General features: G+C 70.4%; 14 protein-coding genes. 10 read left to right on the top strand and 4 right to left on the bottom strand.

Annotation, left to right across the window (positions count from 1 at the left end; translation table 11 throughout):
- Positions 1-21: 21 nt before the first annotated feature.
- The gene (locus tag IE272_RS28485) at positions 22-1,287 is read left to right on the top strand and encodes a sensor histidine kinase (RefSeq protein WP_007450118.1); all 1,266 of its coding nucleotides are present in this window, start codon (positions 22-24) and stop codon (positions 1,285-1,287) included.
- Positions 1,288-1,307: 20 nt separating this feature from the next.
- Here IE272_RS28485 and IE272_RS28480 read toward each other — a convergent pair whose 3' ends face one another.
- A complete protein-coding gene (locus tag IE272_RS28480; RefSeq protein ID WP_050358972.1) occupies positions 1,308-1,829 on the bottom strand; it encodes a GtrA family protein in 522 nt (173 codons plus the stop codon).
- A 177-nt stretch (positions 1,830-2,006) separates the two neighbouring features.
- On the opposite strand from IE272_RS28480, the gene IE272_RS28475 reads away from it, so the two are divergent.
- Genes IE272_RS28475 through IE272_RS28465 form a run of 3 tightly spaced genes read left to right on the top strand, consistent with a single transcriptional unit; the run spans position 2,007 to position 4,894 of the window.
- Entirely contained in the window at positions 2,007-3,158 is a 1,152-nt protein-coding gene (locus IE272_RS28475) for a 5-(carboxyamino)imidazole ribonucleotide synthase (protein WP_073745746.1), read from the top strand.
- Positions 3,155-3,691 (top strand): 5-(carboxyamino)imidazole ribonucleotide mutase, encoded by a 537-nt coding sequence (gene purE, locus IE272_RS28470; RefSeq protein WP_073745744.1) that lies wholly within the window; start codon positions 3,155-3,157, stop codon positions 3,689-3,691. The genes IE272_RS28475 and purE overlap by 4 nt, the downstream gene beginning before the upstream one ends.
- A gap of 9 nt (positions 3,692-3,700) precedes the next feature.
- Positions 3,701-4,894 (top strand): dipeptidase, encoded by a 1,194-nt coding sequence (locus IE272_RS28465; RefSeq protein WP_007450125.1) that lies wholly within the window; start codon positions 3,701-3,703, stop codon positions 4,892-4,894.
- Between the two features lie 57 nt (positions 4,895-4,951).
- On the opposite strand, the gene IE272_RS28460 is transcribed toward IE272_RS28465, so the two are convergent.
- The gene (locus tag IE272_RS28460) at positions 4,952-6,295 is read right to left on the bottom strand and encodes a UDP-glucose dehydrogenase family protein (RefSeq protein ID WP_190008717.1); all 1,344 of its coding nucleotides are present in this window, start codon (positions 6,293-6,295) and stop codon (positions 4,952-4,954) included.
- 207 nt (positions 6,296-6,502) lie between these two features.
- On the opposite strand from IE272_RS28460, the gene IE272_RS28455 reads away from it, so the two are divergent.
- Complete coding sequence (locus tag IE272_RS28455) at positions 6,503-7,660, top strand: acyl-CoA dehydrogenase (protein WP_032791447.1); 1,158 nt, start codon at positions 6,503-6,505, stop codon at positions 7,658-7,660.
- Positions 7,661-7,717: 57 nt separating this feature from the next.
- Here the strand turns inward: IE272_RS28455 and IE272_RS28450 are convergent, their stop codons facing one another.
- Complete coding sequence (locus IE272_RS28450) at positions 7,718-8,296, bottom strand: maltokinase N-terminal cap-like domain-containing protein (RefSeq protein ID WP_050358977.1); 579 nt, start codon at positions 8,294-8,296, stop codon at positions 7,718-7,720.
- Positions 8,297-8,407: 111 nt separating this feature from the next.
- Here IE272_RS28450 and IE272_RS28445 point away from each other — a divergent pair, with 111 nt between their 5' ends.
- A complete protein-coding gene (locus tag IE272_RS28445) occupies positions 8,408-8,932 on the top strand; it encodes an AAA family ATPase (protein WP_190008715.1) in 525 nt (174 codons plus the stop codon).
- A gap of 28 nt (positions 8,933-8,960) precedes the next feature.
- Here IE272_RS28445 and IE272_RS28440 read toward each other — a convergent pair whose 3' ends face one another.
- Complete coding sequence (locus IE272_RS28440; RefSeq protein ID WP_050358979.1) at positions 8,961-9,533, bottom strand: dihydrofolate reductase family protein; 573 nt, start codon at positions 9,531-9,533, stop codon at positions 8,961-8,963.
- Between the two features lie 159 nt (positions 9,534-9,692).
- Between IE272_RS28440 and IE272_RS28435 the strand changes: the two genes are divergently transcribed.
- From IE272_RS28435 to IE272_RS28420, 4 genes are all read left to right on the top strand, one after another.
- Positions 9,693-10,163: a hypothetical protein gene (locus tag IE272_RS28435; protein ID WP_050358980.1), complete on the top strand. Its 471-nt coding sequence runs from the start codon at positions 9,693-9,695 to the stop codon at positions 10,161-10,163.
- Between the two features lie 158 nt (positions 10,164-10,321).
- Entirely contained in the window at positions 10,322-10,780 is a 459-nt protein-coding gene (locus IE272_RS28430) for a hypothetical protein (RefSeq protein ID WP_056703857.1), read from the top strand.
- 12 nt (positions 10,781-10,792) lie between these two features.
- On the top strand, positions 10,793-13,036 hold the full coding sequence (locus IE272_RS28425; protein ID WP_050358981.1) for a DUF6571 family protein: 2,244 nt from the start codon (positions 10,793-10,795) through the stop codon (positions 13,034-13,036).
- 92 nt (positions 13,037-13,128) lie between these two features.
- Positions 13,129-13,728 (top strand): hypothetical protein, encoded by a 600-nt coding sequence (locus IE272_RS28420; RefSeq protein ID WP_190008712.1) that lies wholly within the window; start codon positions 13,129-13,131, stop codon positions 13,726-13,728.
- Positions 13,729-13,763 lie beyond the last annotated feature (35 nt).

Below are 13,763 nucleotides of genomic sequence, written 5' to 3'. Positions count from 1 at the left end.
CCGCGGCCCCCTGAGGCCGGTATGCGCCGCCGGCTGATCAACTCCACGCTGGCCGTGGTGCTCGTCGTCATCGCCGTCTTCGGCGTCTCGCTGGTGATCGTCGAGACGCGCACCATCAGCGCCAGCGCCCAGGAGAGCGTCGAGTCCGAGGCGCTCCGGCTGATCAGCGTGGTCGACAGCCGGCTGCTGGGCGCGGAGCGGATCAACCCCGGGGTGCTGGCCGAGCAGATCGACCCCAAGCGGTACGCGCTGGTCGAGATCCCCGGCCGCGAGCCCATCGCCGTCGGCGAACGCCCCGTCGGCAGCGTCCTGCGCGCCGTCGAGACCGGGGAGCAGGGCGAGACCGTCACCGTCGAGGAGTCCCGCTCGGCCGTCACCCGCGAGGTCGGGCGCACCCTCCTGATCATCGGTGCGGTGGCGCTCCTGGCGATCGTCTCGGCCGTGCTGCTCGCCGTACGCCAGGCGAACCGGCTGGCCTCCCCGCTCACCGACCTCGCCGAGACCGCCGAACGCCTCGGCTCCGGGGACCCCCGCCCGCGCCACAAGCGGTACGGGGTGCCCGAGCTGGACCGGGTCGCCGACGTCCTGGACTCCTCGGCCGAGCGGATCGCCCGGATGCTGACCGCCGAACGCCGGCTCGCCGCGGACGCCTCGCACCAGCTGCGGACGCCGCTGACCGCCCTCTCCATGCGGATCGAGGAGATCTCCGTCACCGACGACCCCGACACGGTGAAGGAGGAGGCGAACATCGCTCTCACACAGGTCGAGCGCCTCACCGACGTCGTCGAACGGCTCCTGACGAACTCCCGCGACCCGCGCACCGGCTCCGCCGTCGTCTTCGACCTCGACGAGATCGTCAAGCAGCAGATCGAGGAGTGGCGGCCCGCCTACCGCAGCGCCGGCCGCGCACTGGTCTGCTCCGGCAAGCATGGGCTGCGGGCCGTCGGCACCCCGGGCGCGGTCGCCCAGGTCCTGGCGGCGCTGATCGAGAACTCCCTCATGCACGGCGGCGGCACCGTCGCCCTGCGCACCCGCGTCACCGGCAACCAGGCGGTCATCGAGGTCACCGACGAGGGCCCCGGCGTCCCCGCCGAACTGGGGGCGCGGATCTTCGAGCGGACCATCAGCGGCCGCAACTCCACCGGCATCGGCCTCGCCGTGGCCCGCGATCTCGCGGAGGCGGACGGCGGACGGCTGGAACTGCTCCAGCAGCACCCGGCGGTCTTCGCGCTCTTCCTCAGCCAGGTCCCGACAGACCGCAGGACCCCTGAGCGCCCGGTGCGCTGAACAACGACGGGCGCGGCGGGTCAGTTCCGTACGGGGTCGGGCGCTACTTGATCCTCCGCCGGCCTGCGCTGCTCCAGAAACCGTTCCGGGTTCAGCACGGCCTCCTTCGCGGGCAGGGTCTTGAAGACCCAGGTCCGGTAGGACCAGAAGCGGAACAGGGTGGCGACACCGATGCCGACGATCTTGAAGACATTGCTCTGGACCGGGGTGTTCCAGCCGAAGCCGTACGTCGCCAGGTACAGCACGCCCGTCTCGATCACCGCTCCCGCCGCGCTGAACAGCAGGAAGAGGGCCAGCTCGCGGGTCCGGCCGGTCTTGTCGCGGTCCCGGTAGGTCCAGTAGCGGAAGCCCACGTAGTTGAAGAGGATCGCGACGAACGTCGCCACCACGCTCGCCCGGACCACCTGGAGGTCCGTTGTGTGCCGCAGCAGGTTGAAGACCGCGATATTGACCAGCAGGCCGAAAGCCCCGACCGCGCCGAACTTGGCGACCTCCCGGGCCAGCAGCTCAAGCCGGGTCCGCAGTGCGCCCCGTTCGCTCATGGTGATCGCTGGCCCCGTCCGTCGGAAGGCGTCTGTAAGACGTGTCGACGCAAGCACGTCAACTCCGCCATGCTATCCAGCCCACTCGTGTGACGCCCGTGGGTCCGCAGGGGTCGTGGCCGCCCGGCATCCGTACGGCCGTCCGGGAAGCACCGGCATGGCGGATATCCTGAAGACGTGACGTTCCCGGTAGTCGGCATGGTCGGCGGCGGTCAGCTCGCCCGCATGACCCACGAGGCGGGTATCCCCCTCGGCCTGAAATTCAAGCTGCTCAGTGACACTCCCCAGGACTCGGCGGCCCAGGTGGTGAGCGAGGTCGTCATCGGCGACTATCGCGACCTGGACACGCTGCGCGCCTTCGCGCGCGGCTGCGACGTGATCACCTTCGATCACGAGCACGTGCCGACCGAGCATCTGCGGGCCCTGGAGGCGGACGGCATCCCCGTGCGCCCCGGCCCCGATGCCCTGGTCCACGCCCAGGACAAGGGGGTGATGCGCGCCAAGCTCCTGGAGATCGGCGCACCCTGCCCCCGCCACCGCATCGTGAGCGACCCGGCCGACGCCGCCGCGTTCGCCGAGGAGGTCGGGGGCTTCCCCGTCATCCTCAAGACCGTGCGCGGCGGGTACGACGGCAAGGGCGTGTGGGTGGTCCGCTCCGAGGCGGACGCCGCCGACCCGTTCCGCGCCGGGGTCCCGGTCCTCGCGGAGGAGAAGGTCGACTTCGTACGGGAGCTGGCGGCGAACATCGTCCGCTCGCCGCACGGCCAGGCCGTCGCCTACCCGGTCGTCGAGTCCATCCAGGTCGACGGCGTCTGCGACACGGTGATCGCCCCCGCCCCCGACCTGGACGAGGCACTGGCCGGCGAGGCCCAGCAGCTCGCGCTGCGCATCGCTTCCGAGCTGGGTGTCGTCGGACACCTCGCGGTGGAGCTGTTCGAGACCCGTGGACCCGACGGGAAGCCCGGCATCCTGGTCAACGAGCTGGCCATGCGCCCGCACAACTCGGGCCACTGGACCATGGACGGCGCGATCACCTCCCAGTTCGCCAACCACGTACGGGCGGTCCTCGACCTGCCCCTCGGCGACCCGCGCCCCCGCGCCCCCTGGACGGTCATGTGCAACGTCCTGGGCGGCGACTACCCGGACATGTACCAGGCGTATCTGCACTGCATGGCCCGCGACCCGCAGCTCAAGATCCACATGTACGGCAAGGACGTGAAGCCCGGCCGCAAGGTCGGCCACGTCAACACCTACGGCGATGACCTGGCGGACGTGCGGGAGCGCGCCCGGCACGCGGCCGACTACCTGCGAGGAACGATCACCGAATGACTTCCCCCGGCACCGCCCCCCTCGTCGGCATCGTGATGGGCTCGGACTCCGACTGGCCCGTCATGGAGGCCGCCGCCAAGGCTCTGGACGAGTTCGAGATCCCGTACGAGGTCGACGTCGTCTCCGCCCACCGCATGCCGCACGAGATGATCGCGTACGGCGAGCGGGCGGCGGGCCGCGGTCTGAAGGCGATCGTCGCGGGCGCGGGCGGGGCTGCCCACCTGCCCGGCATGCTGGCCTCGGTCACCCCGCTGCCGGTCATCGGCGTGCCGGTGCCGCTGAAGTACCTGGACGGCATGGACAGCCTGCTCTCCATCGTCCAGATGCCCGCCGGGGTCCCCGTCGCCACCGTCTCCGTCGGTGGCGCGCGCAACGCGGGCCTGCTGGCCGCACGGATCCTCGCCGCGCACGACCCGGCGCTCCAGGACCGGATGCGGGAGTTCCAGCAGGAGCTGAACGACCAGGCCACCGAGAAGGGCAAACGTCTGCGCGCCAAGGTCCAGGGCGCGGACTCCTTCGGCTTCGGAAAGTAGGGGCTCCCCATGAACCACCTGGAGCGGGCCCGCGAGCTCCTCGCCGCCCACCCCGTCGTCGACGGCCACAACGACCTCCCCTGGGCCCTGCGCGAACAGGTCGGCTACGACCTCGACGCCCGGGACATCGCCGCCGACCAGCGCGGCCTGCTCCACACCGACCTGAACCGGCTGCGGGCCGGCGGGGTCGGCGGCCAGTTCTGGTCGGTGTACGTCCGCACCGACCTGACCGGCGACGCGGCCGTCAGCGCCACCCTGGAGCAGATCGACGTCGTCGGCGAGCTGATCGCCCGCTATCCGACGCACCTGCGGCGGGCGCTCACCGCCGACGACCTGGAGAAGGCCCGCGCCGAGGGACGCATCGCCTCCCTGATGGGCGCCGAGGGCGGCCACTCCATCAACAACTCGCTGGGCACCCTGCGCGCCCTGTACGAGCTGGGCGTCCGCTACATGACGCTCACCCACAACGACAACATCGACTGGGCCGACAGCGCGACGGACCTGCCGCGCCTCGGCGGCCTCTCCGCCTTCGGCCACGAGGTCGTCCGCGAGATGAACCGCGTCGGCATGCTGGTCGACCTCAGCCACGTCGCGGACGGCGTCATGCGCGACGCGCTCGCCACCAGCACCGCGCCGGTGATCTTCTCGCACTCCTCGGCCCGCGCCGTCTGCGACCACCCGCGCAACATCCCCGACGACGTGCTCGCGGCCCTCCCGGCCAACGGCGGCGTCGCGATGGCGACCTTCGTCCCGAAGTTCGTGCTGCCCGAGGCGGTCGCCTGGACCCTGGCCGCCGACCGCAACATGCGCGAGCACGGCCTGCACCACCTCGACACCACGCCGACCGCCATGCGCATCCACGAGGACTTCGAGGCGGCCAACCCGCGCCCCGAGGCCACCGCCTCGACCATCGCGGACCACCTCGACCACATGCGCGCGGTCGCGGGCGTCGACCACATCGGCATCGGCGGCGACTACGACGGCACGGCGTTCACCCCGCGCGGCCTGGAGGACGTCTCCGGCTACCCGAACCTCATCGCGGAACTGCTGCGGCGCGGCTGGTCCGAGGGCGACCTCGCCAAGCTGACCTGGCAGAACTCCGTACGTGTGCTGCGCGACGCGGAAGCCGTCGCCCGCGACGAGCAGAGCGGGCGCGGCCCGTCCCACGCGACGATCACGGAGCTGGACGGCCCGCTCGGCTGACCTGCGGCGGACCGGGCCCGGGGGCCCTCGGACCGAGAGCCCCCGGGTCTTGCCGCCTCAGGCCTTGGGGCGGCCCATCGCCCGGTAGGTCCAGCCGGCCTCGCGCCAGACCGTGCTGTCCAGGGCGTTCCGGCCGTCCAGGATGATCCGGCGGGCGGCCACCTCGCCCAGCTCCGCCGGGTCCAGCTCGCGGAACTCGCGCCACTCCGTCAGGTGCAGCACCACGTCCGCCCCGCGCACCGCCTCCAGCGCGGAGTCCGCGTAGCCGAGCGTCGGGAACAGCCGCCGGGCGTTGTCCATCCCCTTCGGGTCGAACACGGTCACCTGGCCGCCCTGGAGGTGGATCTGCCCGGCGACGTTGAGCGCGGGGGAGTCGCGTACGTCGTCGGAGTCGGGCTTGAACGCGGCGCCCAGCACCGCCACCCGCTTGCCGAGGAACGAGTCGCCGCCCACGGCCTCCCGGGCCAGCTCCACCATGTGGCCGCGGCGGCGCATGTTGATGGAGTCGACCTCGCGCAGGAAGGTGAGCGCCTGGTCCGCGCCCAGCTCGCCGGCGCGCGCCATGAAGGCGCGGATGTCCTTGGGCAGGCAGCCGCCGCCGAAGCCGATCCCGGCCCGCAGGAACTTCTTCCCGATGCGTTCGTCGTGCCCGATGGCCTCCGCGAGCTTCACGACGTCCCCGTCGGCGGCCTCGCACACCTCGGCCATCGCGTTGATGAAGGAGATCTTGGTGGCCAGGAAGGAGTTGGCGGAGGTCTTCACCAGCTCGGCGGTCGGGAAGTCGGTCACCACGAACGGCGAGCCCTCCGCGACCGGCCCGGCGTACACCTCGCGCAGGAGCTTCTCGGCCCCCTCGCTCGCGACCCCGACGACGATCCGGTCGGGGTGCAGGGTGTCCTGCACGGCGAAGCCCTCGCGGAGGAACTCCGGGTTCCAGGCCAGCTCGGCGCCGGCGCCGGCCGGAGCCAGCTCGGCGAGGCGGGCCGCGAGGCGGGCGGCGGAGCCCACCGGGACGGTCGACTTGCCGACGACCAGGACGGGCCGGTTCAGGTGCGGGGCCAGCGAATCGAAGGCGCTGTCGACATAGCTCATGTCGCAGGCGTACTCGCCGTGCTTCTGCGGGGTGTTCACACAGACGAAGTGGACGTCGCCGAACTCGCCGACCTCCTCCCAGGAGGTGGTGAAGCGCAGCCGGCCGGTGGATCCCTCGATCCCGGCGACGTGCCGCTGGAGCATCTCCTCCAGACCCGGCTCGTACATCGGCACGCGCCCGGTCGACAGCAGCTCGATCTTCTCCGGCACGACGTCCAGCCCCAGGACCTCGAAGCCCAGCTCGGCCATGGCCGCGGCATGGGTGGCGCCGAGATAGCCGGTGCCGATCACAGTGATCCTGAGGGCCATGGAGTGCTCCTGGAAGATACGGACGGACGTGCGGACCGAGCATAGTCGGGGACCGGAAGGCCGGAATTCACCGCTCCATCCGTCCGCTGTACCGCATATGTCCCACCCCTGTCGGGAAGCTCACGTACGCGGCACGTATGCCGCCAGGCGGTCGGCGCACTAAAATTGAGTTACTTAACGGTAGTTAGCATCTGGGGAGTGAGCGTCTTGGCGGGTTCGACCGATTTCGACCTGTACCGTCCGGCCGAGGAGCACGACATGCTCCGCGAGACCATCCGCGCCCTCGCCGAGACGAAGATCGCCCCCTTCGCCGCCGCGGTCGACGAGGAGAGCCGCTTCCCGCAGGAGGCGCTGGACGCCCTGGTCGCCTCGGACCTGCACGCCGTCCACGTCCCGGAGGAGTACGGCGGCGCCGGCGCCGACGCGCTCGCCACGGTCATCGTGATCGAGGAGGTGGCCCGCGCCTGTGCCTCCTCCTCCCTGATCCCGGCCGTCAACAAGCTCGGCTCGCTCCCGGTGATCCTCTCCGGCTCCGAGGAGCTGAAGCGCAAGTACCTGGGCCCGCTCGCCAAGGGCGACGCGATGTTCTCGTACGCCCTCTCCGAGCCGGACGCCGGCTCCGACGCGGCGGGCATGAAGACGAAGGCCGTGCGCGACGGCGACTTCTGGGTCCTCAACGGCGTCAAGCGCTGGATCACCAACGCGGGCGTCTCCGAGTACTACACGGTCATGGCCGTCACCGACCCGACCAAGCGCTCCAAGGGCATCTCCGCGTTCGTCGTCGAGAAGTCCGACGAGGGCGTCTCCTTCGGCGCCCCGGAGAAGAAGCTCGGCATCAAGGGCTCCCCGACCCGCGAGGTCTACCTCGACAACGTGCGCATCCCCGCCGACCGGATGATCGGCGAGGAGGGCACCGGCTTCGCCACCGCGATGAAGACCCTGGACCACACCCGCATCACCATCGCGGCCCAGGCACTCGGCGTCGCCCAGGGCGCGCTGGACTACGCCAAGGGGTACGTCCAGGAGCGCAAGCAGTTCGGCAAGCCGATCGCGGACTTCCAGGGCATCCAGTTCATGCTCGCCGACATGGCGATGAAGCTGGAGGCGGCCCGCCAGCTCACCTACGCGGCCGCCGCCAAGTCCCAGCGCGTCGACGGCGACCTCACGTTCTTCGGCGCCGCGGCCAAGTGCTTCGCCTCCGACGTCGCCATGGAGGTCACCACGGACGCCGTTCAGCTGCTCGGCGGCTACGGCTACACGCGGGACTACCCGGTCGAGCGCATGATGCGCGACGCCAAGATCACCCAGATCTACGAGGGCACCAACCAGGTCCAGCGCATCGTGATGGCGCGCAACCTGCCGTAACGCGTTCTGCCGACGGCCCCCGGCGCTTCGCCGGGGGCCGTTCGCATGGGCTTTGTTCTACCGGGGAGTGACGGCTGCCATCTCTCCCCGTACGGCCGTTCCGTCCGGCCAGGTCCATCCGGCGACGAGACGTCCCGACGACCCCTGCTCGGCTTCCGCCGGCCGCAGGACGCGGTTGATCCGGACGTCGGCCCCCTGGTCGGTGACGGTGCCGTGCACGACGACCGTCGGGTCGGGGGTGTCGCTCACGTTCTGCTGCTGCGGCTTCGCCCCGCCGCCCAGGAGTGCGCGCAACTGCGCCAGCACCACCGGGTCGTGGGCGCCGTCGTAGATCCACCGGGTGCCGAGCACCCCGTGCTCGGAGGTGCCGATCAGCGCCTCGCCGGGGACGCCTTCCAGCGCCGCGCCGCGGTAGCCCAGCGGCACCAGGTACGCCACCGGCTCCTGCCCGGCCGTGTCCGCCACGACCATGAACTCGATCCCGACCTCCCCCTCCGGATCGTCCAGACGGAACCCGCCGGCCTTGACCAGGTCCGGCGTCTCCCCGGAGCCCACGTACCAGCTCTGCCCGGGCAGCCAGCCGGTGAGAAGCTCCAGCTTGGTGGGCGTCATGGTGGTGCGGTGGATGGATGCCATACGAGCTCCCTGGTGCGTAGGTCCGGGCCCGTCCTCACGACGGGTGTGTCCGAACCTACGGGGAACGGCCGCTCCGGGCCCGGGAAGTCCGGCTGAGCCTAGGGTGGAGCGATGATTATCTGGCTGAACGGAACCTTCGGCGCGGGCAAGACCACCACCGCGAAGGAGGTGACCTCGCTCCTTCCGGACTCCCGGCTGTTCGACACGGAGAAGGTCGGCGAGATGCTCTGGCACGTGCTCGGGGTTCCGGACAGGGACTTCCAGGACTTCCCGCCGTGGCGGGGCCTGGTGGTGGAGACCGCGCGGCAGGTGCTCGACCACGTGGGCGGAACGCTGGTGGTCACGCAGACGGTTCTGGTCGAGTCGTACTGGCAGGAGATCCACGACGGTCTGACGCGGGCCGGTATCCCCGTGCACCACGTCCTGCTGCACACGGACCGGGACACGCTCGTCGAACGGATCGAGACCGACGGCAAACCCGAGAGCGCCGGCGCCCGGCAGTGGCGCCTGGACCATCTGACCGACTACGAGCGGGCCCTGCCCTGGCTCCGCCGGGAGGCCCGGGAGATCGACACGACGGACGTCCTGCCCTCCCGGGTCGCGGAGGCCGTCCTGCGAGGGCTGCCCACCGGCTGACGGTCCGCGGGGCGCCGGTCCGGGCGCGTCAGCGGACGACCTCGAAGACGTTCTTCTGGATGCCGTTGGCGTACGCCTCGTGCTCGACCAGCTTCAGCTTCTGGGCGTCCTTGTCCGTGTCGCTGAACAGTCGCTTGCCCGCGCCGAGCAGGAGCGGGAAGACGAGCAGGTGGTACCGGTCGATCAGGTCGGCGTCCGCGAGGTTCCGGTTCAGCTCGGTGCTGCCGTGGACGATGATCGGGCCGCCCTCGGTCTCCTTCAGGGCGGCGACCTCGTCGAGCGACCGCAGGATCGTGGTCTCGCCCCAGTCGGACACGAGGTCGCCCTCGGTCAGCTTGGTGGAGACGACGTACTTCGGCATCACCTTGTACTCGGCGAACTCCGCCATGCCCGGCCACACCGGGCTGAACGCCTCGTAGCTCGCCCGGCCCAGCAGCAGGGCCGTGGCCTCCTCCTGCTCCTGGCCCTTGAGGGCGTACGCCTCCGGCAGGAACTCCACGTCCTTGAACGTCCACCCCGAGTTCCGGTACCCGGGCTCGCCGCCCGGGGCCTCCATGACGCCGTCGAGCGAAACGAAGGCGGTGCTGATCAGGGTGCGCATCAGGTCTCCTGGCTGTGTCGTGGCGGGCCCCGGTCGGTGCCCGGTGTCGCCTCTCACTCTTACGGATGTTCTGACCGGGTGGCCCGTGGAAACTCATCGGTCCCCGCGCGCCCATCCGTCCGGCCCCCACCCCTCCCACGGCCGGTAGCCTCCCTCCCCATGACCGAACTCGACAGGCTGACCGCCCTTTTCAGCGCCCTCGGGGCGGACGCCGACGCCCGCGACTGGGCCGAGTCCGAGGCCGAGGAAGGGCTGCCGCAGCTCGCCCGCTACCGCCTCCTGCGGACGGTGTGGCAGGACGTCGACGCCTGGGGCACGGCCGCCCCGCAGTGGGTCGACGCCTACCGCACCGACGGGGCGGCGGCCGACGCCGTCGACCGGGCCCTCGCGGCCGGGCTCACCCCCGAGGACCTCGGCGCACTGGCCCGCGAGATCGCCAGGGAGACCGCGTTCGGGGTGCTGTACGCCCTGGCGGACCCGGCGGACGGGTCGCTCCCGGCCGAGGTCGAGGCGCAGTTGCCCGGCTGGCGGCTGGCGGAGCTGACCCCGGCCGGCGCACCGACCGGCCGCCATCTCGACGCCCTCCACGAGGACTTCGCCGAACTCGAACCGAAGGGAGCCGTGTCATGACCGTCTCCCCGGTGCCACGGGATGTGGGTGCGGGGGCCCCTCATTCCGCCGGGGTGCCTCCAGGGCGGCCGGTGATCCATTGCTGAACAAATGATTTGATCACACAGGTATCGTGGCGCGCTCGAAGCGACTTCTAGTCAGTACACGGGGTGTGGATCATGTCGTTCGAAGAGGAATGGGGCGCGCTGAAGGCCGCCGCCGCGATGAGGCTGAATCAGGTCGGCGGCTCCGGCGGTTCCGGTCCGAAGGGGTCGGCCGACTACGTGGTCAACGACGACGAGTTGGGGGGCATCGGCAGCGCCGCCTTCAAGTTGTTCAACGGCCTCGAACCGACCGGCAAGCACGCGAAGGCGGCGAGCGAGACCGCCGGCACGAGCCTCAAGGGCGACGGGTTCGACACCGGAGCGGCGTTCACGGAAGTCATCGAGACCTGGGACAAGCAGGTGAAGACCCTCCTGCAGGCATGCGCCCACATCTCCAACCACCTCGACTACACGAAGGCGTCCAGAAAGAAGGACGACGAGTGGATCGAGACCCAGTTGCGGATCATCGGTCCCGTGGCCCCCGACAAGGACGGGGCCGTTCCCGCTTCCCAGATCAACAAGTACTTCCGGTAAGGAGTCGCCACCGTGCCCACCTTCGAGCAGCTCCTCACCGCCCGGCTCGGCCCGCTCGACACCGCGGTGACCCAGTGGACCGCGATGATCGGCAAGCTGACCTCCCCTCTCCAGAGCGACGCCAACGCGATGAAGGCCAAGGCGGACAAGTCCACCTGGAAGGGTGAGAACGCCACCGTCACCAAGGAGTTCGTCACCAAGACCGCCAAGGAGTTCAGTGACGCCGTCACCGAGGCGGAGTCCGTACGTGACCTACTCAAGGACGCCCACGGCCTTTTCAAGTCGGCCCAGGACGACCTCAAGCACGCGTACGAGAACCCCCCGCCGGGCATCGTCATCTACCCCAACGGCGTTCTCAGCCATCGGGTGCACCCCGACCGCCGCTCCAAGGACAGCACCGAACCCGTCGCCACCGAGGCCCAGTTCGAGGCGCTGCGCGGCAAGCTCGAAGGCATCCTGAAGCGTGCGAACGAAGCCGACGAGCTCTGCGCCTGGGGTCTGCGCGCACTGATCCGCAACCACCCCAACGACTTCGGCAGCACCGACATCGGCGGGATCGCCGACGCGAAGAGGCTGCGGGCCGAGGAGAAGCAGCAGGCGGAGAACGGCCGCGAGGCCGCCAAGCTCTACGCCCGCTGGGAGCACCTCGACGACGACGAGCGCGAGCGGCTCATCAAGCTCGCCGAGGAGGGCAAGGACTCGCCGGCCTTCGCCGAGCAGCTGATGACGAACATCAGCTATCGGGGCCGGGACCAGCAGGAGGCCGTGCTGCTGCTCGCGAGCAGCCTGGAGTCGGGTGGCCGCGACGGCCAGCTCTCCGGCTCCGACGCCCGTCTCTACCGGGCGCTGTCCGGCTCCCTGGCCACCGCCACCGGTCCCGAATCGTCGATCGGCACCGCCGGCGGGGTCACGTCGGCCTGGACCGACAAGCTCATCACCACGGCCCGTGACGGCAACGGCCTGCCCCGCCAGCACCCCGGGGCCATCGGGGGCGGCGCCGCGACCCTGAAGAACCTCACGGACCTGATGGCCGCCGACGTCGGCGACAAGGCGTACGACCCGGAGGACAAGAACGCCTCCCCGTACGACAAGGACAAGGGCGACCCGGTCTACAGCGAGGCCTTCCTGACCGAGGTCGGCGACACCATCCGCGACTGGGAGACGGACAACGACGACGCCTACGACGGCGTCATGAAGAACTGGCAGGGCACGCAGGCGGACCCGATGGGGGGCCTGCTGAACGCCATGAGCCGCAACCCGTCTGCCTCGACCCACTACTTCGACCCGAACACCACCGACAACCTCAAGTACTTCATGGAGGACCGCGACTGGCCGGGCGGCTCCGTCCAGGACAAGATGCCCGACGAGACGCAGCAGACCTCGGCCCGCGCCCAGTTCGGCGCCGCTCTGGAGGCCGCCGCCACCGGCCGTGAGCCGGGCAGCCCGCTGCACGCCGTCCCCGCGCACCACGACGCGGCGGAGACCGCGATCTTCGAACGGGTCCTCAAGGAGTACAGCGGCGACGACGCGGCGGAGAACCAGAGCTCCGTGCCGGTGTCCATGCGTTCCAGCGTGGGCAACATGATCGGGGACTACGCCTCGGACGTCCACCAGATCCTCGGCAAGAAGATGGACGGGCCCACCGACTTCAACAACCTGGAGGTCGAGCGGGGCGACCTCCTGCGCATCATGCGCGGCGCCGCCGAGGACCCCAAGGCGTTCGGTGTCATCCACCACTCCCAGAGTGTGGTGATCGCCGAGGGGATGAACAGCTTCCCGGCGGACTCGTACCGCAAGGAGGACGAGGAACTGCGCGCCTGGGTCAAGCAGTCCGCCTCGGTGCTCGGCCACCTCGACGGTGTGCGCGGCGACGTCATCTACGACCTCGGCCAGGCGGAGAAGGATGCCAACGGCTGGAACAAGATGATGAACTACCACGTCATCGGCGCGCCCCTGACGGCCATCCCCATCGCCGGCGACGTGCTCCAGCGTTCGGTCGACGTCGGCACGGCCGCGTACATGAACGATCTCAACTCGAAGGTCGACGCGGAGACCCGCAGGAACATGGTCGACCACTTCGAGAACGGCGAGAACCAGATGGACGCCATGATGCGCAGGACGGCGATGGACAAGGGCCTCACGGAGGAGGAGCTGGACGCGAGCCCCGGCGAGTACGAGGACCATCTCCAGGCGGCTGCCGAGAACTGGTACCAGTACGGCATCGAGGACGCCCAGAAGAAGATGGGGCAGCCGTAGCCGTGAACAAGAAGTACCCGGTCCTGCCCGCCGTGCTCGTCGTCGCGGCGGCGGTCGTCCGGGCGGCCGACAAGTGGATGGGGCGGTAACCGATGGACAAGAAGTGGCTGCCGCTGACCGTCGTGCTCGGCGTCGCCGGGGTGGCTGTGGTGACGGCGAGCCTCTGGCCCGACACCAAGGAGGAGCCGCCGTTGCCGCAGTCCCTGTGTCACGGTGCGCTCAGCCGGGAGACGGCGGGGCTGATCGACGACGGCAAGGGGGGCGAGGTCAGCACGGAGGAGTGGGAGAGCAAGGGCAAGAGCACCGACTACGCGGTGTTCAAGGCCTGCCACGTGCTGCGCGCCGACCCGGACGACGACGACACCCGAGGCGTCTACAAGCTGATCATCGAGGACACCAGGACCGCCCCGGGCGACAAGAAGGACGCCGTCCCCCTGGGCACCGGGTTCACCGGCTGGGCGCTCCCGGAGCGGGCCCAGGTCACTCTCCCCGCCGGATGCGCCGCCCGCATGGGCTCGACCGCCCCGTACATCACGGTGTCGCTCGATGTGCCCTCGCAGGACGAGGAGAGCGTGGCCTGGCAGAAGGCGGAGAAGGACCGCGTCGACCCGGACACCGCGCTGCGCAACAACGTGACCGTGATGCGGGAAGTGGCCACCAGGCTCGCCGAGCGGTACGACTGCGCCACCTGACCGCTGCCTGATCGCCGCCTGACCGCCGTCGGAAC

This window comes from Streptomyces anulatus (assembly GCF_014650675.1).
Classification (GTDB): Bacteria; Actinomycetota; Actinomycetes; order Streptomycetales; family Streptomycetaceae; genus Streptomyces; species Streptomyces anulatus.
This window is presented reverse-complemented; position numbering and strand designations above follow the sequence as displayed.

Excerpts from the sequence above, each read along its gene's own strand:
- IE272_RS28440 (WP_050358979.1), bottom strand. The coding sequence starts at position 9,533 with ATGCGCACCCTGATCAGCACCGCCTTCGTTTCGCTCGACGGCGTCATG.
- IE272_RS28435 (WP_050358980.1), top strand. The coding sequence starts at position 9,693 with ATGACCGAACTCGACAGGCTGACCGCCCTTTTCAGCGCCCTCGGGGCG.
- IE272_RS28445 (WP_190008715.1), top strand. The coding sequence starts at position 8,408 with ATGATTATCTGGCTGAACGGAACCTTCGGCGCGGGCAAGACCACCACC.
- IE272_RS28480 (WP_050358972.1), bottom strand. The coding sequence starts at position 1,829 with ATGAGCGAACGGGGCGCACTGCGGACCCGGCTTGAGCTGCTGGCCCGG.
- IE272_RS28485 (WP_007450118.1), top strand. The coding sequence starts at position 22 with ATGCGCCGCCGGCTGATCAACTCCACGCTGGCCGTGGTGCTCGTCGTC.
- IE272_RS28430 (WP_056703857.1), top strand. The coding sequence starts at position 10,322 with ATGTCGTTCGAAGAGGAATGGGGCGCGCTGAAGGCCGCCGCCGCGATG.
- purE (WP_073745744.1), top strand. The coding sequence starts at position 3,155 with ATGACTTCCCCCGGCACCGCCCCCCTCGTCGGCATCGTGATGGGCTCG.
- IE272_RS28460 (WP_190008717.1), bottom strand. The coding sequence starts at position 6,295 with ATGGCCCTCAGGATCACTGTGATCGGCACCGGCTATCTCGGCGCCACC.
- IE272_RS28465 (WP_007450125.1), top strand. The coding sequence starts at position 3,701 with ATGAACCACCTGGAGCGGGCCCGCGAGCTCCTCGCCGCCCACCCCGTC.
- IE272_RS28420 (WP_190008712.1), top strand. The coding sequence starts at position 13,129 with ATGGACAAGAAGTGGCTGCCGCTGACCGTCGTGCTCGGCGTCGCCGGG.
- IE272_RS28450 (WP_050358977.1), bottom strand. The coding sequence starts at position 8,296 with ATGGCATCCATCCACCGCACCACCATGACGCCCACCAAGCTGGAGCTT.